Here is a 17,896-nt window from a genome sequence, read left to right on the forward strand (position 1 = left end):
GTAGCCGGTCACTGGAACGCTCGGCCCTGCTCTCGGTCGAGTACGGTCTCGGACTTGTTGCGCAGTACGAAGATGTACACCAGCAGCGAGATGGCGATCACGACCGTCACGTAGAGAATGAACCAACCCACGTGCCCACCGTTCTTCGCGGCTTGATAGATCAGTGGTGCCGTGCCGCCGAAGGCCGAGTTGGCGAGTGCGTACCCCAAGCCGACGCCGAGTGCGCGGACGTGCGAGGGGAACAGCTCCGCTTTGACGATCGCATTGATCGAGGTGTAGCCGGTGAGGATGACGTAGCCGACGCACACCAGTGCTAGTGACTGGACCACCGACGTCGCCGTCGGAAGATACGTGATGAGTACGTAGGTGTACAGCACGCCTCCGATGCCGAAGAAGACGAGCAACGGCTTGCGACCCACCTTGTCGCTGATCAGTCCGCCGATGGGCTGCAGCAGCATGAGGAAGACCAGACCGGCGAGGTTGATCCAGGTACCGGTCATCCCCCGGTCCTCGTAAGCGGTCTTGACCATCGAGGGTGCATTGACGCTGTAGGTGTAGAACGCGATGGTGCCACCGGCCGTGACCATGAAGCAGATCAGCAACGCCCGCCAGTGATTGGCGACCAATTCCTTCAGGGAGCCGGAGGCTTTGTCCGCACCGCTGCGCACTGCGTGGAGTTGATCCTCGGTCAAGGATTCGTCCATGCTGCGACGCAGCCAGAAGACCACAACTGCGGCCACTCCGCCGATGAAGAAGGCTATGCGCCAACCGAAGTCCTCGATCTGCTCGCGCTCGAGGAACACCTGCATCAGCAGCAGAGTCACCTGTGCGAGCACATGCCCACCGACGAGGGTGACGTACTGGAACGACGAGAAGAATCCCCGACGCTCGCGGGTGGCGGCCTCGGACATGTACGTCGCCGACGCACCGTACTCACCGCCGGTGGCGAAGCCCTGAACGAGACGGCACAGGATCAGGATCACGGCGGCCCATACGCCGATGCTCTCCCGTCCCGGAGTGAGCGCGATGACCAGCGAGCACGCCGCCATCATCGAGACGCTGAACGTCAGCGCAGCCCTGCGCCCGTTGCGGTCCGCGTAGCGGCCGAAGAACCACGACCCGACCGGTCGCATCAAGAACGTGACCGCAAAGATCCCGTACACATAGATGGTGGAATTCTTGTCGGCGGAGTCGAAGAACTGATTCTCGAAATACGTCGCGAAGACGGTGTAGACGTACACGTCGTACCACTCGACCAGGTTTCCGGACGAACCCCGCAACGTGTTGAAGACGGCACGGCGGGTGGCAGCGCGCGAGGAGACGGGTGGACTGGGGAGCGTCGAACCGGTGAGCGAGGTGGCCTCGTTGGCCATGGTTTGGTCCTTCCACATTCAGCGGGCAAGTGGGCTGCCGGGCAACGATCGGCACCGAAGCCTCCCTACTGTGACGGCAAGCACAGCCTGGAACCAAGCCGTTTCGGATTTCCTAACACTCCCTTAGGAAACGGCCCTCGGAAGCCGCAGCTCGATCCGAAGCCCCACTGGTCGACCCGCCATGACTCGAAGTGATCCACCGGCTCGCTCGGTCAGGGCGTGGACGATCGACAGACCGAGACCGGTACCGTCGCCGTGCGCACCCGACGCTCGATAGAACCGGTCGACGACCTTGGCGAGCTCGTCTGCAGGCACGCCGGGTCCGTTGTCGGACAACCACATCGTGACGTCCGCGTCACCGGTTCGGTAGCCGACCTCGATGCCGGTGCCGGAGCCGGCGTACTTGGTTGCGTTGCTCAGCAGAGCGTCGAGAATTCGAGTCAGGTCGTCCTCGGACATGGCAACGCGACACTCCGTGTCGGCTTCCGGCTCCGAGACGTGCACGGTCATGTCGGCCGCGGCTATCGAGGCCGACCAGAATCCGACTCGATCTGCGACAACCGCACCGAGGTCACACCCTGGGGATCGAGTGGTCGTTGGGGTTTCGGCAGCTGCGAGAACGAGCAGGTCTTCCACGACGGAGCTCAGACGATCGACTTCGAGCGTGGTCCTCAGGTGCGCATCGGTTGCCGAATCCGGAACGCGCATTCCCAGAACGTCCATACGAATTCGTAACGCTGCCAGTGGGTTCCGGAGAGCATGGGCGGTATCGGCCACCAATCGGCGTTGCGCAGCGGTGGCGGCCTCGACGTCGTCGGCCATGGCCTCGAAGGCGCTGGAGAGCTCACGTACCTCCGGTGGCCCGACATAGGGCACGGCTTCGAGTCGTTGCGAACCTTCGATCGACGCCTGATCGTGGAACTTGTCGCCGAACGAGTGGACACGCGAGGACAGTGCGGTGAGCGGACGAACGACCCAGCGCGACAACGCAACAGCGATCACCGCGACCGTCGCGAGAATCAGCATGGCACCGAGGGCGATGACCACCCAGGTGATCGCGACGTCCCTGCGTGCGGAATCGGTGGACGCCTCGAGAACCACTGCTCCGTCCACTTGGGTGCCCCCACCGACCGGTGCAGCAATCAACACCGAGGAATCCGACCACGGCGTCAGACTCGACGGTAGGTCACCGCGCTGATTGCGCAACGCGCCTGCCGCTGCCTGCCGGACGTCATCGCGCTGCAGGTCGAGGCCGGACACCGCGCGTGCCTCTCCGGTGCGGTCGACGACTGCAACGCCCTCGTCGTACAAACTGTTGTAGCGCTGCACCGATTCTCGGATACGGGCCACGCCGGGTTCGTCTTCTCGTGAGCTGAGTTCGGCAAAGAACGATGCTGCCGCGGCCCTGTTCTCGCCGAATCGTTAGGCCCGTTCGCGACCGACCAGGAGCGCGAGAGGAACCGACAGCGCAAGCACGACGACGGTGGAGTAGATCATCAACACCAACAGGACACGCCGTCGCACGTCAGGTGTCCCAGCGGTAGCCGAAGCCGCGGATGGTGACGATGGCACCCGGGCGATCGAGCTTGGAACGCAATGCCGTCATGTGGACATCGAGCGTCCGCGAGATCGCTACGTACGCATCGCCCCAGATGGCGTCCATCAACTGTTCCCGGCTCACCGCTTCGCCGCGACGCGTCACGAGATGCGCCAACAGGTCGAACTCCTTGGTGGTCAGTGCAACAGCGCGTCCACCGACTTCCACGGCACGCCCGGAGAGATCGACGACGACGTCCCCGAGCGTCAGCCTGTCCGCCGCGGGTCCCGACGCCGAACTCCGACGATGTGCGGCCACCTCGAGTCGGGCGTGTAGTTCACCCAATCGCGCCGGCTTGACGACGTAGTCGTCTGCGCCACCGCGCAGAGCACGTACCACCGAGCGCTCGTCGTCCTGCGCCGTCAGCACCACCACCGGAACCGAACTCAGCGTCCTGAGCTTCCGGAGAACTTCCAGTCCATCCATGTCGGGCAGTCCGAGATCGAGCAGCACGACGTCCATGTCGTGGTAGCCGAGCAGGGCGTCGGCGCCGCGGCGCATACGGACAGGCGTGTGCCCCACCTCGGTCAACGCGTCCACCAACGCGTCGCCGAGTCCGTCGTCGTCTTCCACCACAGCTATTCGCATCGAACTCAAGATAGGCCACCATCGGGGGTGAACGCGGGCATGAGTGTTCACGGTCGGGTGTCATGCGCGGAATGCCGCCGATGGGCGACGGTAGTGAACGCTCAGGTGCAGCCCGCGTGAGCACCGAAACCCGTCAGGCAGGGATGCTCGCGCGAAGGCCGGGTGCCAGTGCAATATCGATGACTTGCTCGAGCGTCAGTACGCCGTTGGCGTTCACATCGATTCGGGTGCCGTCGGTGGCCACTGCAACGACGCGAGTCGTGTCCGTGCCGTCCTGAATGTCGAGCACTGTTCCGTCTGCTCGCGTCGAGCGCTCGTCGACGACGCCTGCAAAGCACGGACCGGCCGGCTGGTCGGAAAGACCCACGGTGACTGCCAACGTGCCGGTCCGATCGCCGACGGTGACGGTTCCGAGCGCTGTGGCGTAGCCGTCGAACGACTGCCTCACTGCGACCGCGTCGAAGCCGAAGGCCAGTGCGAACGGATCGGGTTCGACGGTTGTTCCGGTGGGAAGGGCTGCGATCAGGGCATCGGTCATCGATTGTGCTTTGGCCTCGAATCTCCACGGCACCTCGGAAACGTCGGCGTCGCCCTCGATGGCGAATGCGTAGTTCACTCGCACCGAGTCCTCTGGCTGAATGACCTCCGCGCAACCTGGAATCGCGATCGGTTCAGGCTGCGGTTCGTGCAGCAGGCCGGCCACAACCGTGCCGACAGCAACAATCCCGACGATCACCGCAGCCGTCGACCATACCGAGCCCCGTGCGCCTGTCGATTTCATACAGTCCTTGCCGTCTCGGGATGGGGTGTTTCGTCATTCTGGCATCTCGGGGTGTAGTTCCGTGCCCAGCGGGGCACACCCATGATGTACATCCATCGGCGACCTGTCGCCCCGACCTTGTGGAGACTTCATGACGATGCCGACCGACGCAAGCGATGCAGTCCCCTCGCAGGGCAGCAACGACGGCCCCCGAGAGCACACCCCCGAGACGGACGCCGTCGAAGGCGCGCACGTGGACGAGGAAAACGTGCCACACCCTCCCGAGAACGGAAACGCGCAGAACTGAACCGCGGTTCGACGGCGTGATCGCGCACCCGGCCGTCGAATACGTCGGCTTCATTGTGGCCTGACCACGTTTCGATGCTGATTCCTCGGAAATGCGCCGGCCTGCTTGCCCGAGTTCGATTGGTGGACAACGAGTTCGCGCAAACGCACATGCGTTCGTCAGACGCGCGCGAGTTCGTCCACCATTCCGCGAGCATCCGGCGAAAGCGCGCGCGTTTGCGGCGGCACTGATGAACGCCGCGGTCGATGTTCGGCGCAGCGGGGATGATGTTCGAGACGTGTTCGCCCCACATCCACAGCGCTCAGCAGAGGTTTGCCACCGCAGAAGTCACCGGCACACCCCGGTCAGTAAGGTCTAAGGATGACTGTGCGAGCAGGTGTGGTGGTCACGGGAACCGAGGTTCTGGCCGGTCGGGTCACCGACCGGAACGGCCCATGGGTGGCTCAGCGACTTCTCGAGATGGGCGTCGACGTCGCCCACATCACCGTGTGCGGTGATCGACCGGACGATCTGTCTGCGCAGGTTCGGTTTCTGGCCGACCAACGCGTGGACTTGATCGTCACCACCGGAGGTTTGGGTCCGACCGCCGACGACCTCACCGTTCCGACCGTCGCCGCGCTGTACGGCCGCGAATTGATCCTGGACGCCGAGCTCGAAGATCGCATCCACGCAATCGTGCAACGGTGGCGAAGCAGAATGAGTTCCGCAACCGACTCCGAGCCGCTACGGGCCGGTATCCGAAAGCAGGCGATGGTTCCCCAAGGTGCGCAGTCCATTTCACCGACCGGAACCGCACCCGGGGTCGCGATACCGGCCGACGACTCCAGATCACTGCCCGCCGTCCTCATTCTGCCCGGCCCACCTCGCGAGCTGCAGGCGATGTGGCCGGAAGCCCTCGACAGCGCACCCGTCGCCGAGGTCCTCGCCCGCCGCACGCAGATGCGCCAGGACACCATTCGCGGCTACCGACTGTCCGAGGCCGACCTCGCCGAAACGCTGCGAACAGCACAGCGCGAGATCACGGGATTCGACGATCTCGAGATCACCACCTGCCTGAGTCTCGGCGAGCTCGAAATGGTGACCCGTTACGCCGAGTCGGCGAGACCGGCTTACATGCAACTCGAACGTCTCGTCGGGAAAATCCATGGTGCACGGGTCTTTTCGACCGACGGGTCCACCGTCGACGACATCGTCGCGCACCGTCTGTCCGGGCATCGCATCGCCACGGCAGAATCGTGCACCGGAGGGATGATCGCCGCACGCCTGACCGACCGCGCAGGATCGTCGGCGTACGTCATCGGCGCGGTGGTGTCCTACGCCAACGAGGCGAAAACGGGCCTGCTCGACGTCCCCGCCGAGGTCATCGACCAACACGGAGCGGTCAGCGAGCCGGTGGCGGCGCTGATGGCCGAAGGCGCACTGAATCGACTGAACGTCGACATCGCGGTATCGACGAGTGGCGTCGCGGGCCCGGGTGGTGGCACCGAGGCCAAACCGGTCGGGACCGTCTGCTTCGCTATCGCCGTCACGGGCCGACCGACCGTCACCCACACCCTTCATCTCCCCGGAGACCGGGCAAGTGTCCGTGCACTGTCGACCACCGCGGCAATGCATATGCTCGCCGACGCATTGAAGCCCGACCGATGACCGAAGGCTCCGACAGGGTCACTCCTCGCCGACGATCGCCCAAGGGAGCCGCGCGCAGATCGGCGATCCTCGAAGCCGCCCTGAACGCTTATGCAACCAGCGACAGACTCGGTCCACGCCTACGCGACATCGCCGAAGCGGCCGGAGTAACCGAAGCAGGCGTGCTCCACCATTTCGGCTCGAAGGACGAATTGTTCGTCGCGATACTCCGCCGCCGCGACGAGGACGCCGCGGCGCTGCACGATCTCAGCACAGCAGAGGGGCAGAACGCCTATCTGGCCGAGACGACCATGACTCCGGGACTGACGAAGCTCTTTGTCGACATGTCCGCTGCAGCAGCCGATCCCGCCCATCCCGCGCACACCTTCATGGCCGAGCATCGCGCCGCTGTGGTGGGCGTGATCGCTCGACTCGCTCCCGATGCCGACATCGCCGCCGTGGAAGCCGTCGCCGCACTCGCCGAAGGCCTGCAACTGCAGTGGATCTCCGATCCCAGCATCGACGTCGCGGGTCTCATGCTGCGGTTCACTGCCGTCTTGCTCGAACTGGATCTTTAGCGCCTCCGCTCTTGTGAACTCGGCTTACGTTCACTAAACCTTGCATGATTCAGTTTTGATGTTATCGTTAGACGAAGTAAGGGTTTGCGTACTCGGTACGCCCAACACACCTCGATCGACCGGGGTGCAACTCATCCAGGAGTACATATGGTGCACAAGACCGTTCGACGAGTTTCGACCATTCTCGCGCTGACAGCTGCAGCGGTAGCCTCGGTTGCCGTCGGTACCGCATCGGCCGATACAGTTTCCTCACCGTTGACACTCGAGACCTACAGCCTGCCTCAGTCGGGGTTCTGCGCAGCCAAGATCGACGTATCGATTCGACCCGGCGCGGAATCGAACTCATACGTGATCGTCGGACCGGACGTTCAGTACCTCGGCATCGGCCCGTGCAACCTCACCGCCACACTCAGCTGGAAGGAACTGGCCACCGGTAGAACGGGTTCGGACGACATCCCGGTCACCAGCGGACTGGTGAACTACGGGCTGAAAACCTCCTCCGGACACGGTGCCGTCGAATACACGCTGACCACCAACGGGCCCCACACCACCGACCGAGCCACGGGCACAGTCCAGATTCCCTGAGCAGTGCGGACGAGCAGGAGACAACAGTGAACAGAATCGGAACGTTTTCGGCGTTCGGAATAGTCGGTCTGATCGCACTGACTGGATGTACCACGGCGGAAACGGCACCAGCCGACACCGCAACCACCGCGTCGACATCGGCTGCGCCACAGCCTGTTCCAGGAGAAGTCTCCGGTACGGACCCGGCGGGTGGCGCTGACTCCGACGGAGCGCAATCGGATGGGACCGCAACCGGCGGCGGTGACGGTGCAGGCGGCGCCGCCGTCCCGGCGTGCACCGCTGCAGACATCACCCCCGCCCTCGGAGACATCACGCCGAGCGATGTCCAGACAACGGTTCCGTTGCGCTACACCAACTCCGGATCCGTACCGTGCAACGTCACAGGATTTCCCGGAGCAACGCTGCAAGGACCCGACGTCGACGGGTTGGGACCGGACTACGACCTGGCGCGTAGTGAGATCACGCCGTCGACCACCATCACCCTCGAACCCGGGGCGGCCGCAGTTGCCGAACTGACTCTCGGCACGGTGAACAAGAACGATGAGAGAGCGTGGATCCCGTCTGCATTTCTCACCACCGCGCCCGGTGACACGACAGTGATGACACTTCCCTTCCCCGCATCGGTCGGTGTACAGCGTCAAGACGGTGCGACGCGTCCCGCCAGCTACATCGGTGCCTTCAGCGGGCCTGTCTACTGACATCGACATCATCGCCTCGTCCGACTTGTCAGACTCCCGACCGCGGGAGGACAATTCGTCACCATGGCATTGATCTCGAAGGGCTTCGTGGGCCGCCGACGCGGCGACGACGGGCGTACTCCCCCCGGTCAGTATCTGACCAAGGATTTTCCCGTCCTCGCGATCGGGCCTGCGCCCGTGGTCGCGACCGACCAATGGTCGTTCTCGGTCACCACCGAACGCGGCGAGACTCGCAGCTGGACCTGGGACGAATTCGCGGCTCTCCCGCACGAGACTCCGACCGTCGACATCCACTGCGTCACCAAGTGGTCCAAGCTCGACACCACCTGGAAGGGCGTGAGCCTGGACGTTCTACTGGACGGTCTCGATACCGATGCCGGCTACGTCGTGGTGCACGGCTTCGACGGCTACACGACCAATCTTCCCCTCGAAGATCTCAGGGATGGGAAGGCCTGGCTGGTCACCGAGTTCGACGGCGCTCCCCTGACTCGCGAACACGGTGGTCCCGCACGGCTTCTCGTTCCACATCTGTACTTCTGGAAATCGGCGAAGTGGATCTCGAGCATCGAGCTCACCGCGGAGAACGAGCAAGGCTTCTGGGAACGCGGTGGATACCACGACTACGGAGATCCGTGGCGCGAGCAGCGATACCAGGGCGACTGACGTGACATCGGCAGCCGGGGCGAAACCCTGGCTCGTTGCCACGGCGGCGACCGTGCGGCGTGAGACACCCACCGCGTCCACCCTCGTTCTCGACGTCGACGGATGGCCCGGCCATCTCGCCGGACAGCATGTGGACGTCAAGCTCACCGCCGAGGACGGCTACAGCGCACAGCGAAGCTACTCCTTGGCGTCGGCACCCGACGGCACGTCGCGCATCGAGATCACTGTGCAGAACGTCGCCGACGGTGAGGTGTCTCCTTACCTGGTCGAGGCCGTCGAGGTCGGCGATCGCATCGAAATCCGCGGGCCGGTGGGTCGATGGTTCGTCTGGCGGCCGTCCCGGCCCTCCGAGACGCCGTCTCCGCCGATCCTGTTGGTGGGCGGCGGTTCCGGCATCGTCCCGCTCCGCGCGATGGTTCGTGCGCAGGCGTCCGCGGACGGCGGTCGGGTGCCGTTCCGGGTGTTGTACTCCGTGCGCGAACCCACGGAGGTCTACTTCGCGGACGAATGGGCTCGTCCACCGGCCGGTGTGGACGTCACCATGATCCACACGCGGCGTGCTCCTGCCGGCAACGCACGGCCCCTCGGCCGCATCACGGTCGAGGACCTCGACGCACACGGATGGCCGGCGGAGTTCGAGCCGCGTTGCTACATCTGTGGCCCCACGAGTTTCGTGGACACAGTGGCCGACATGCTGGTGCAGCGGGGCCACTCGGCAGCGAACATCCGAACGGAGCGTTTCGGACCGAGCTGAGGAGCAGCAGCTCAGACGATATCGCCGAGGAACTCGATCTTGAGTCGGGTGTAGTCGTCGGTCCATTCCGAATCCACCGACATGAACGAATGGTCCAGTCTCGCCTCGTTCTTGCTGTACAGGTTCAGGCGGTTGGCGACGCCCACTCGATCCAGCGCAGCGCTCAGTTCGGCTGCCTGGTCGGGGAAGGTACCGGTGTTGCCGTCGGAGATGAAACTGGGAGGAAAGTCGGCCGTGACATTGTCGATGACGTTCGCCTGCTCCAGCAACGCTCGGTCGGTGGTGTCGAGGTAGCTTCGGGCGGCGATATCGAAGAAGAATCCGTTCGACGGGCTCGGTGATTGCGGTGCGCCCGCTCTAGCGACATCGAGGGCAGCACTCTCGAAAACCACTGCCTTCAGCGCATTTCGGTCGATGGTGGGCTCGATACCCAGCGCCCGCGCGTAATCGGAATTGGTCTGCACGGCAGCGTAGCTGCCAGCGATGTGCCCACCCGCACTGGTTCCGGCGAGGACGACGCGACTCATGTCGAGTCCGTACCCGTCCGCGTTCGTTTCCAGAAACTGCACGGCCTGGCCCAGTTGGATTGTCTGCGTGGGAAATCGGTAGCTCGGCGCGAACGCGTAGTTCACCGACACCACGTTGTAGCCGGCGTCGAGCATGGGGCCGGCCCACGACGCGCCACCGGAATTGCCGCTGGGCGCACCGTCCGTTTTGTCTCCGACAATCCAGCCACCACCGTGAATCACGATGTATGTGGGCCGGCTGACCGACGGATCGTCGTCGGCGATGTAGATGTCGAGAAACGAATTCGGAAGCGTCGAACCGTATTCGATGTCGTTGGTGAGGCGTGCACCGTCGACCACCGCCGTGGCCGTCTGCGCGTCGGGCTCGAAGGAATTGCTCTGCCCCAACGCATGCAGCGATCGAATCAGTGGTGCCGGACTGGCCGCCGTGCCGACGACCACGACGGAAATCACCAATGCAATCGCTGCAGCGAAGCCCGCCGGGACGGCGGTGGCCACCCCACGAGCGGAGGCCTTCGAACGGCCTGCCCATGCCGACGCGAGCAGATAGAAGCCGAGCGCCATCGACGCAGCCAAGGCCGTGACCCACAGTGCGTGGATATCCGTCACCAGCCATGCCACCTGAGTCACGACGGTGAGGGACCCGAGCGAAGTCCCCACGCTTACATGCTTTCCGGCATCGGACGAGACGAGACATGTCGCGACGACTGCCACGGCGATGACCCACAACCCCACCGCGAGCTGCTGACGGATGAGGACGAACTCGAGCCACGCGAGTACGACGCCGGTCACCGCGAGCGCAGTCGTCATCGCTCTCGTACGGTGCCCTGCTCCCACTTCGATGTCCGCCTGCACCATCACTGCCCCACTACTGCGCAGAAGTGTGGCGTTGCCTGTGCAGTTCGCGAACGGCCTCGCTGAACTCGGCGACCGGTCCGTCCACCGCGATGCCGGGCACGATCTGCTGGATGGGCGACGGCGTGATCGCGAGGGGTGCAGCACCGAATTCTTCGAGCCACGTGAGCAATTGAGCAGTCGACGTGGCGTAGACGATGCGGCCGAGTCCGACTATGCCGTGGCTCGCAGAGCACATCACACAGTGCTCACCGGAGGTGTAGACCGTAGAGGATCGACGCTGATCGGCGTCCAGGTTGGTCGCAGCCCACCGAGACAGTGCGATCTCGGGATGCTGGGTGGGATCGCCTCGGTCGCCGACCCGGTTCCTGTCCTCGGCCAGCAACTGGCCACTGTCCGATACCAGAATAGAGCCGAACGGATCGTTGCCCGTTCGCGCCGCCTCTGCAGCAAGATCCACAGCACGGGCCAGAAATGCACGGTCGCTCGAAGAGATGCTCACAGTGCACCGGCAGCGACGGTCGAAGTGTTCACGTCTCGACCGTACCGCCTCGAAATCACGGCCTGCCTGACCGGTAATTGGACACCGATCCTCGGTATGGTCGGCGGGTGAGCTTCTCGGTACGGCCTGCCACGTCGTTCGCAGATCTGCGGACGATTCTCGGCCCGAAGAACCCGACGTCCTCGGTCTGTTGGTGTCTGAGTCATCGAATCGATTCCGCGACCAACAGAGCGCTTGTCGGTCCGGAACGCGCCGCATACGTCGAGAAGCTGACCCGTCGAAAAGTCGCACCGGGTGTGCTGGCCTACGACGGGGACGAGGTGGTCGGTTGGGCTGCGGTGGCACCACGCGCGGAGCTGCCGTTCGCGCGCTCGAACAAGATTCCGCACGTCGACGACTTACCGGTCTGGACGGCCTGGTGCTTCCGCGTCAAGGCCGGACACCGCATGCGCGGGATAGCGCACGTGCTCTTGGACGGTGCCGTTCAATTCGCGGCCGATCACGGTGCTCCGGCCATCGAGGGCTATCCGGTGGACAACAAGGGTGCGAAGGTCGATCTGACGATGGCCTACGTCGGCACCCGCGGACTGTTCGATTCGGCAGGCTTCGAGTTCGCCGCCGAGACGACATCGGTATCGGGCGGAATCCCGCGAGTCATCATGCGAAAAGACCTGCGTACGTGACGTGGGACTCCTGACCCGAGAGGTGCCTGATGCCGATGTCGCAGACGAACACGTGAATCACGACTTTCACACGTCAGTCTCCGAACAGTGAACTCAGTGCCGGTGCGACGTCGCGGTAGGTCTTGATGGTCCGTATACGACCGTGCCCTGTTCGCGCGAGATCCCGTCCGAGGTCGACGTCATGTTCACCCGACGTGTCCAGCAGTACGTCCAGGCGCGCGATCCTGGCTGCGGTCGAGCGTGGATCGGGACCGGCGTTGTGGACGCAGTCCGAGAGCAGAAGAACCCGTGGGTCGGGAGCCGACGCCGTACTCAGTAGCCCGGCCGCGGTCTGGAGCGCGAACTGCACGTTGGTCAATCCCCGCGCCGGAATGCGGAGAACGGTGTCGAGAATATTCAATGGGGTCCGCGAGTCGCCGAATCGAGTGAGTACGGCCGCGTCGGACCAGAACGCGACGACCGCGAGGTTGTCTCGGTTCATCTCACCGGCCAGAGCGCCGACGGTCGCGGCCGCAGTCCGCACCCGTTCGCCCTTCATCGACCCGGAGATGTCGACCACCAGGACGATGGATCGCTTGGTGTGCAAGCGTTCTCGGACGACGATGTCATCGTCCTCCGGTATCGGATTGGCCGCAAACACATCGAGCATGCGGTCCAGGTCGATCTCGTCACTGCCGCCTCGATAGCGCAGAGACGTCAACTCCCCGACGCCACGCCGTGCGCGTGTGTCGATGCGTGGCCGCCGAACTGCAAGACGAGCCGCGATCTTTCGGGCGCGGGCCCGAGTCGCGGCGTCGGCAGTCGACTCGCTTTCGGTCGCGTCGGTCAAAGGAATCACTTCGGCCGATTCCTCGGTGAATCCGGGTGCCGACGGATTGTTCTCGCCGGCAGCCTTACCCGGCTTGCTGCGGCCCTGAGCGATCAGTACCGCACCGCTTCCGCCGCCGGGACGAAACAGCGACGGTGACTCCGTCAGCTGTTTCGGTTTGCGGCGCAACGGCTTCAGAGTTCCTGCCGGCTTACGGGTCCCCGGCCGTGTGATCGGAGATTCGGCCTCGACGGCTCTTCAACCAGGTGCCGCCGCAGCGGGACGCAGCACGAAATGGTCCTGCCATATCGTGTGCAAGACCATTTCTGCTGGTGCGTCGGATGTCTCGTCGATGTGAATGCGCCCGGACAGGGCAACGTACATCGCGTCGAGCATCACCTGCTGGTAGTCCTCGGGCAGGCCTCTCGGTGGATCGATGTCGGTGGCGAGCGGAATCGCCACCTCCCGCAGATCTGCCAATTGTTGAGCGACGAGGGTCAGATCGATTGCCCCGCGCACACTACTGCCCTGGGTGATGTCCTCGTGCTCACGCGTCATCCGGGTGACGGCTACGGCGTCGGCGATCAGTCGAGCGGAGTCGGATTCGCTACGGAGACCCACGATGCCGCGTTCCGCTTCGGCATCCTGGTAACCGATGGCCAGACGACACAGACGGTCGTGGACGCTCGTCGACAGGCGCGTCGTACCGACGTTGTCGTAAGGGTTCATAGATGCCACGAGGCGGAACGTCGGTAACGCGTGCACAGTGCCGACGCGCGGGACCACGATGCGTCGTTCTGCCATCGCGGTGAGAAGCGTGTTCAGGGTGTCCTCGGGTGCGCGATTGAACTCTTCGATGTAGAGGAAACCGCCGGTGCGCATCGCGTCGATCAGCGGTCCCGCTACGAAGTTGTCCTCGCTGTAGTCCTCGCGAAGAACCCGAGCCGGGTTGTGGTGACCGACAATTCGGGCCGGTGTCAGATCGGCGTTGCCCTCGACGAAGAACAGCGGAATGGACCACTCGGATGTGATCGCGCCGAGCAGCGTGCTCTTGCTGGTGCCGGGCGGGCCCTCGAGGAGCAGGTCCCGCCCGGCCGCGACCGCTGCCAACAGGAGGTCGAGTTCACGGTCTCGACCCACGAGGTGCGCAGCAATCCGCCGGCGCACCTCACCGATCGACGCGGTAGCAGTCATTTGACCGTGTACCCCGCATCGACAGGAAGCGTTGCACCCGTGATGTATCGCGCATCGTCGGAGACCAGGAACGCTATCGCGTTGGAGATGTCGATTGCCTCGATCCACGGCACCGGCAGCGTGTTCGTGGTCTGGAAGATCGGTGCCGACTTCTCTCGCGACGGGTTCGGATCGTCGGGAGCGAACAACCCCCACGTCTTGGGATTCTGAATCATGACGGTGTCCACACCGGTCGGATGAACGGTGTTGACGCGAATACTGTGCTGTCCGAATTCGTTTGCGAGAGTGCGCATGATGCCGACGACGCCGTGCTTGGTCGCGGTGTAGTGCACCGTGTTCGGTGTGCCCTTGAGGCCCGCCGTCGAACTCGTCAGCACGATGGAACCACCGCGACCGCCGGCGATCAGATGCGGCAGAGCAACTTTGCACGTGTTCCAGACGCCCGTGAGGTTGACGTCGATCATGTTCTGCCATGCGTCGTCGGTGATATCGAGGGCAGGCGCAATCTCGAACACTCCCGCATTGCCCAGCACGATGTCGAGGCGTCCGAGTTCGGCGACGCCGTCGTCGACGGCCTTTCTCAGCGCGGCAGAATCACGCACGTCGGCCTTGGTGGCGACGATTCGCCTGTCGAGCGCTTCGACCTGCTTCACCGTTTCGGCGAGGTCCGCTTCGGTCGACGGCGGATACATTTCGATGGTGTCGACCGGTCCGCACAGGTCGACTGCGATGATGTCCGCGCCCTCCTGCGCGAGACGTATGGCGTGACTCCGCCCCTGACTGCGAGCGGCCCCGGTGATGAATGCGACTTTGCCTTCCAGCTTGCCCATGTCCGTCTCCTACTTGGCCAGGAAGCCGGCGTCGACGGGCAAGGTGACGCCGGTGACGTACCGCGCATCGTCGGACACCAGCCACGCGATGGCGTTGCTTATATCGATCGCTTCGAGCATCGGCACCGGAAGCAAATTGCCGAGCATGGCTGTGGCGTCGGGGTTTTCGGTGAGGAACTTCTGCATGACGTCGTTGACGACCATCGGCGTGTTCACCCCGGTCGGGTGCACGGTGTTGACGCGTATGGAGTACTGCGCAAGCCAATTGGTGAACGTGCGCATCAACCCCACGACCGCGTGCTTACTGGCCGCGTAGCCGTCTCCGGCACCGGACCCGTTACCGCCCGCACCGGACAGGCCCTGAGTCGAGCTGGTCAACACGATCGACCCGCCCTGGCCCTTGGCGATCATGCTCGGAACCCCGGCCTGAACGGTGTTCCACACACCGAAGAGATTGACCTCCACCACATCGCGGAAGGTCTTCACTTCGTCGGGGTTTTCGGCACCCTGGGGTGCTATTCCGGCATTCGCCAGAATGATGTCGATGGGTCCGAGTTCGGCTACCGCCGAGTCCACTGCCGCTTTCATCGCGTCGTAATCGCGGACATCGGCTTCCTTGGCGACGATGCGCCGATCGAGCGCCTCGACTTCTTTCACGGTCTGTGCGAGATCTTCCGATGTGGCCATCGGATAGGCGACCGTATCGATCTGTGCGCAGATGTCGACCGCGATGATGTCGGCACCTTCTTGCGCGAGACGAAGCGCATGGCTACGCCCTTGTCCACGTGCTGCACCGGTGATGAAGGCTACTTTCCCGTCGAGCTTTCCCATGATCGAACTTCCTTGATCGTCGGATGAAAACGGTACGAGCGCAGAACGCTTCGACGATTGGCCGGATACGTCCGCGGCAGGATGTCCGATGTGAAGGACATGATTCGACGCTATATGACACCCAGTGCACATGTGGCCGAATTACTTGAATCGTTGTTGATTTACGTTCCGTGGACGCGAGAACAGGACGACCGATTCAGACGTGCACACGCAGTGAAGTATCGAAGTGAATTGCGCGCCGAGCCGTCACGAACCCTGTCGCCGCTGCAGGCCGTCGCCGTGTTCGAGCGCCTCACGGATTCGGCCGAGCAACGCAGTGGCGTCACGAAGGGTGCGTTGCTCGGCCGGCGTCAGGTCGTCGAGGATATTCACGAGAAGCCCCTCTGCCGCAATGTCGTAGATGCGCAATTGCTCTCGGGCAAGATCGGTGAGGCCGACGCGCATGCTTCGAGCATCCGAGTCGTCGGGTCGGCGAGCGACGAGCCCGTCCGATTCCATCGTTCGGACGAGGTTGCTGATCGTTGGGCGAGCCAACCCCAGCTGACGTCCGAGCGCTGTGGGGCCCTCCCACTTGTCCGGAAAGAGTCGCCGCAGGATCTCGATCTGTGCGTCGGGCAGGGCTTTGAGCCCCGCGCGGGAGCGGGAGGCGTTGAGCAGCACGCGCCGGAAGGGGCCAATCTCCTCGCTGAGATGGCGGGCAATATCGGCGAGACCGGGTGCGCTGTCGGAATCGTCCACCGCGCCAGACTACTCAGTCTGAATTTAGGTTTGCAACAAACGCATTTCTGGGTGATCATGGAATCATGAGCATTCACACCAGCGTTGCCGACCCCACTCCCGAACAAGCCCTGGACTCGATCCTCGGCCATCGGTTCATCTACACCTACGCCAACGGGTGGCAGTACGAGATGTACGTCAAGAACGCCACCACCATCGACTACCGGATCCACACCGGAATGGTCGGCGGCCGGTGGGTCAAGGGACAACAAGTCGATCTCGTCGGACTCGGCCGCGGCGTGTACAAGATCTCGTGGAACGAGCCCACCGGCACGAGCGTCGTCGTCAACGTCGTTCCCGAGGACCGCGTACTGCACGGCACCATCTTCTTCCCTCACTGGGTGGAACTCGACGGGTCCAAAACCGTCCTGTTTCAGAACGACCACCTCGACGAGATGCGTCAGTTCCGCGATCAGGGCCCCACCTATCCGATCTACGTCGTGCCGGAGTTCGCGCACATCACCTTGTTCGAGTACGTCGGTGTCGACGACGACACCGTCATCGACACAGCACCCGCTGACTTACCGGCAGGCTTCGCCGACCGGAGCAACTGAGATGAACATCCATAACCCCGGCGTGGCCACGCTCACGCTCCCCCACCGTGGGCAGGTGATCCGCGGCCACGAGTATCGACCCACGAACTCCGACAGAACAGCGCCGTCCGTTCTGATCGTGCACGGCTTCAGCGACTCGAGCATCGGACCACAGCGTCTCTTCGTGCAGATCGCTCGACGCCTCGTCGAAGCGGGAGCAGTCGTCCGCGCGTACGACCGACTCGGCCACGGCGTCAGCGACGGAGAGTTCGAGGACATCACCCTGCGCGACGAGGTCGAGCAGGTGTCGACCATGATCCGGGAGTTCGCTGCCGATCGATCTGCACCGGTGCACGTTCTCGCCCACAGCCTCGGCGCAGTGGAAGCGGCAATGGCGGCCACGCTCTTGTCCGACCGTGTCGCCAGTCTCACCTTGTGGTCACCTGCAGGCGTTGTCGTCGACGACATCACCGTCAAGCACGAGATCCAGGGCCAGCCCATCGATTCCGTCGCACAGAACGGCGGCTTCGACTTCGGCGGCATGTGGCTCGGACTGGCATTTTTCGACGACATCCGCAATGGCCTCGATGTGTACGAGGCTGCGGCCGGATACGACGGCCCCGTCGACATCGTCCACGGCACGGCAGACCGGATCGTGCCGCTCGAGTACGGATGCCGTTACGCAGAGTCGTTGCCACACGCGACATTCACCGAGGTCACCGGTGCCGACCACACCTGGTCATCGCGTGCGTGGCGAGGCGAACTTCTCACGCGTCTGCTGTCGTTCCTGGGGTTACCGGACGCTGGGTGAGCAAGGCTCCGGCGCG

Annotated in this window: 22 protein-coding genes; 10 read left to right on the forward strand and 12 right to left on the reverse strand. The window is 63.8% G+C overall.

The features are described from left to right. Positions 1-8: 8 nt before the first annotated feature. The 4 genes from CH291_RS02100 to CH291_RS02115 all read right to left on the reverse strand — a co-directional run bounded on the left by CH291_RS02100 (position 9) and on the right by CH291_RS02115 (position 4,339). Positions 9-1,373 (reverse strand): MFS transporter, encoded by a 1,365-nt coding sequence (locus CH291_RS02100; RefSeq protein ID WP_094686756.1) that lies wholly within the window; start codon positions 1,371-1,373, stop codon positions 9-11. 123 nt (positions 1,374-1,496) lie between these two features. Next, positions 1,497-2,723, reverse strand: coding sequence for a sensor histidine kinase (locus tag CH291_RS02105; protein ID WP_306437668.1), 1,227 nt, complete (start codon positions 2,721-2,723; stop codon positions 1,497-1,499). A gap of 175 nt (positions 2,724-2,898) precedes the next feature. After that, positions 2,899-3,558: a response regulator transcription factor gene (locus CH291_RS02110; protein ID WP_094686604.1), complete on the reverse strand. Its 660-nt coding sequence runs from the start codon at positions 3,556-3,558 to the stop codon at positions 2,899-2,901. A 133-nt stretch (positions 3,559-3,691) separates the two neighbouring features. Further along, entirely contained in the window at positions 3,692-4,339 is a 648-nt protein-coding gene (locus CH291_RS02115) for a hypothetical protein (RefSeq protein ID WP_143536685.1), read from the reverse strand. A gap of 130 nt (positions 4,340-4,469) precedes the next feature. Between CH291_RS02115 and CH291_RS26650 the strand changes: the two genes are divergently transcribed. The 7 genes from CH291_RS26650 to CH291_RS02145 all read left to right on the forward strand — a co-directional run bounded on the left by CH291_RS26650 (position 4,470) and on the right by CH291_RS02145 (position 9,529). Beyond that, complete coding sequence (locus tag CH291_RS26650) at positions 4,470-4,625, forward strand: hypothetical protein (protein ID WP_179276423.1); 156 nt, start codon at positions 4,470-4,472, stop codon at positions 4,623-4,625. 360 nt (positions 4,626-4,985) lie between these two features. Further along, positions 4,986-6,272: a competence/damage-inducible protein A gene (locus tag CH291_RS02120; RefSeq protein ID WP_094686605.1), complete on the forward strand. Its 1,287-nt coding sequence runs from the start codon at positions 4,986-4,988 to the stop codon at positions 6,270-6,272. Beyond that, complete coding sequence (locus CH291_RS02125; protein WP_068046794.1) at positions 6,269-6,829, forward strand: TetR/AcrR family transcriptional regulator; 561 nt, start codon at positions 6,269-6,271, stop codon at positions 6,827-6,829. The genes CH291_RS02120 and CH291_RS02125 overlap by 4 nt, the downstream gene beginning before the upstream one ends. A 147-nt stretch (positions 6,830-6,976) precedes the next feature. Next, positions 6,977-7,414, forward strand: coding sequence for a hypothetical protein (locus CH291_RS02130; RefSeq protein WP_094686606.1), 438 nt, complete (start codon positions 6,977-6,979; stop codon positions 7,412-7,414). A 26-nt stretch (positions 7,415-7,440) separates the two neighbouring features. Next, entirely contained in the window at positions 7,441-8,112 is a 672-nt protein-coding gene (locus CH291_RS02135) for a DUF4232 domain-containing protein (protein ID WP_068046788.1), read from the forward strand. Between the two features lie 63 nt (positions 8,113-8,175). Further along, the gene (locus CH291_RS02140) at positions 8,176-8,775 is read left to right on the forward strand and encodes a sulfite oxidase-like oxidoreductase (protein ID WP_094671469.1); all 600 of its coding nucleotides are present in this window, start codon (positions 8,176-8,178) and stop codon (positions 8,773-8,775) included. A gap of 1 nt (position 8,776) precedes the next feature. Beyond that, positions 8,777-9,529: a ferredoxin reductase gene (locus tag CH291_RS02145; protein ID WP_094639750.1), complete on the forward strand. Its 753-nt coding sequence runs from the start codon at positions 8,777-8,779 to the stop codon at positions 9,527-9,529. A gap of 11 nt (positions 9,530-9,540) precedes the next feature. Here CH291_RS02145 and CH291_RS02150 read toward each other — a convergent pair whose 3' ends face one another. Together CH291_RS02150 and CH291_RS02155 are read right to left on the reverse strand one after the other, a co-directional pair. After that, entirely contained in the window at positions 9,541-10,866 is a 1,326-nt protein-coding gene (locus tag CH291_RS02150) for an alpha/beta hydrolase (protein WP_179276424.1), read from the reverse strand. Positions 10,867-10,924: 58 nt separating this feature from the next. Beyond that, positions 10,925-11,413: a nucleoside deaminase gene (locus tag CH291_RS02155; protein ID WP_094686608.1), complete on the reverse strand. Its 489-nt coding sequence runs from the start codon at positions 11,411-11,413 to the stop codon at positions 10,925-10,927. 107 nt (positions 11,414-11,520) lie between these two features. On the opposite strand from CH291_RS02155, the gene CH291_RS02160 reads away from it, so the two are divergent. Continuing rightward, the gene (locus CH291_RS02160; protein WP_094686609.1) at positions 11,521-12,096 is read left to right on the forward strand and encodes a GNAT family N-acetyltransferase; all 576 of its coding nucleotides are present in this window, start codon (positions 11,521-11,523) and stop codon (positions 12,094-12,096) included. A 73-nt stretch (positions 12,097-12,169) separates the two neighbouring features. On the opposite strand, the gene CH291_RS02165 is transcribed toward CH291_RS02160, so the two are convergent. From CH291_RS02165 to CH291_RS02185, 6 genes are all read right to left on the reverse strand, one after another. Further along, positions 12,170-13,093 carry a vWA domain-containing protein gene (locus CH291_RS02165; protein WP_094639746.1) on the reverse strand — a complete coding sequence of 308 codons (924 nt, stop codon included), beginning with the start codon at positions 13,091-13,093 and terminating at the stop codon, positions 12,170-12,172. A gap of 69 nt (positions 13,094-13,162) precedes the next feature. Beyond that, the gene (locus tag CH291_RS02170) at positions 13,163-14,098 is read right to left on the reverse strand and encodes an AAA family ATPase (RefSeq protein ID WP_068046766.1); all 936 of its coding nucleotides are present in this window, start codon (positions 14,096-14,098) and stop codon (positions 13,163-13,165) included. Then, entirely contained in the window at positions 14,095-14,928 is an 834-nt protein-coding gene (locus CH291_RS02175; RefSeq protein ID WP_094639745.1) for a mycofactocin-coupled SDR family oxidoreductase, read from the reverse strand. Before CH291_RS02175 ends, CH291_RS02170 begins: the two co-directional genes overlap by 4 nt. Before the next feature lie 9 nt (positions 14,929-14,937). Continuing rightward, complete coding sequence (locus CH291_RS02180) at positions 14,938-15,759, reverse strand: mycofactocin-coupled SDR family oxidoreductase (protein ID WP_068046760.1); 822 nt, start codon at positions 15,757-15,759, stop codon at positions 14,938-14,940. Further along, positions 15,735-15,860, reverse strand: coding sequence for a hypothetical protein (locus tag CH291_RS27080; RefSeq protein ID WP_255183353.1), 126 nt, complete (start codon positions 15,858-15,860; stop codon positions 15,735-15,737). Before CH291_RS27080 ends, CH291_RS02180 begins: the two co-directional genes overlap by 25 nt. A gap of 145 nt (positions 15,861-16,005) precedes the next feature. After that, positions 16,006-16,497 carry a MarR family winged helix-turn-helix transcriptional regulator gene (locus tag CH291_RS02185; RefSeq protein WP_094686610.1) on the reverse strand — a complete coding sequence of 164 codons (492 nt, stop codon included), beginning with the start codon at positions 16,495-16,497 and terminating at the stop codon, positions 16,006-16,008. Between the two features lie 65 nt (positions 16,498-16,562). Here CH291_RS02185 and CH291_RS02190 point away from each other — a divergent pair, with 65 nt between their 5' ends. Together CH291_RS02190 and CH291_RS02195 are read left to right on the forward strand one after the other, a co-directional pair. Next, positions 16,563-17,090 carry a phenolic acid decarboxylase gene (locus CH291_RS02190; RefSeq protein ID WP_094639742.1) on the forward strand — a complete coding sequence of 176 codons (528 nt, stop codon included), beginning with the start codon at positions 16,563-16,565 and terminating at the stop codon, positions 17,088-17,090. 1 nt (position 17,091) lies between these two features. Next, complete coding sequence (locus CH291_RS02195) at positions 17,092-17,880, forward strand: alpha/beta hydrolase (protein WP_094686611.1); 789 nt, start codon at positions 17,092-17,094, stop codon at positions 17,878-17,880. Positions 17,881-17,896: the final 16 nt, after the last annotated feature.

Origin of the sequence: Rhodococcus sp. 14-1411-2a (genome assembly GCF_002259485.1) — a bacterium.
GTDB lineage: Bacteria > Actinomycetota > Actinomycetes > Mycobacteriales > Mycobacteriaceae > Rhodococcoides.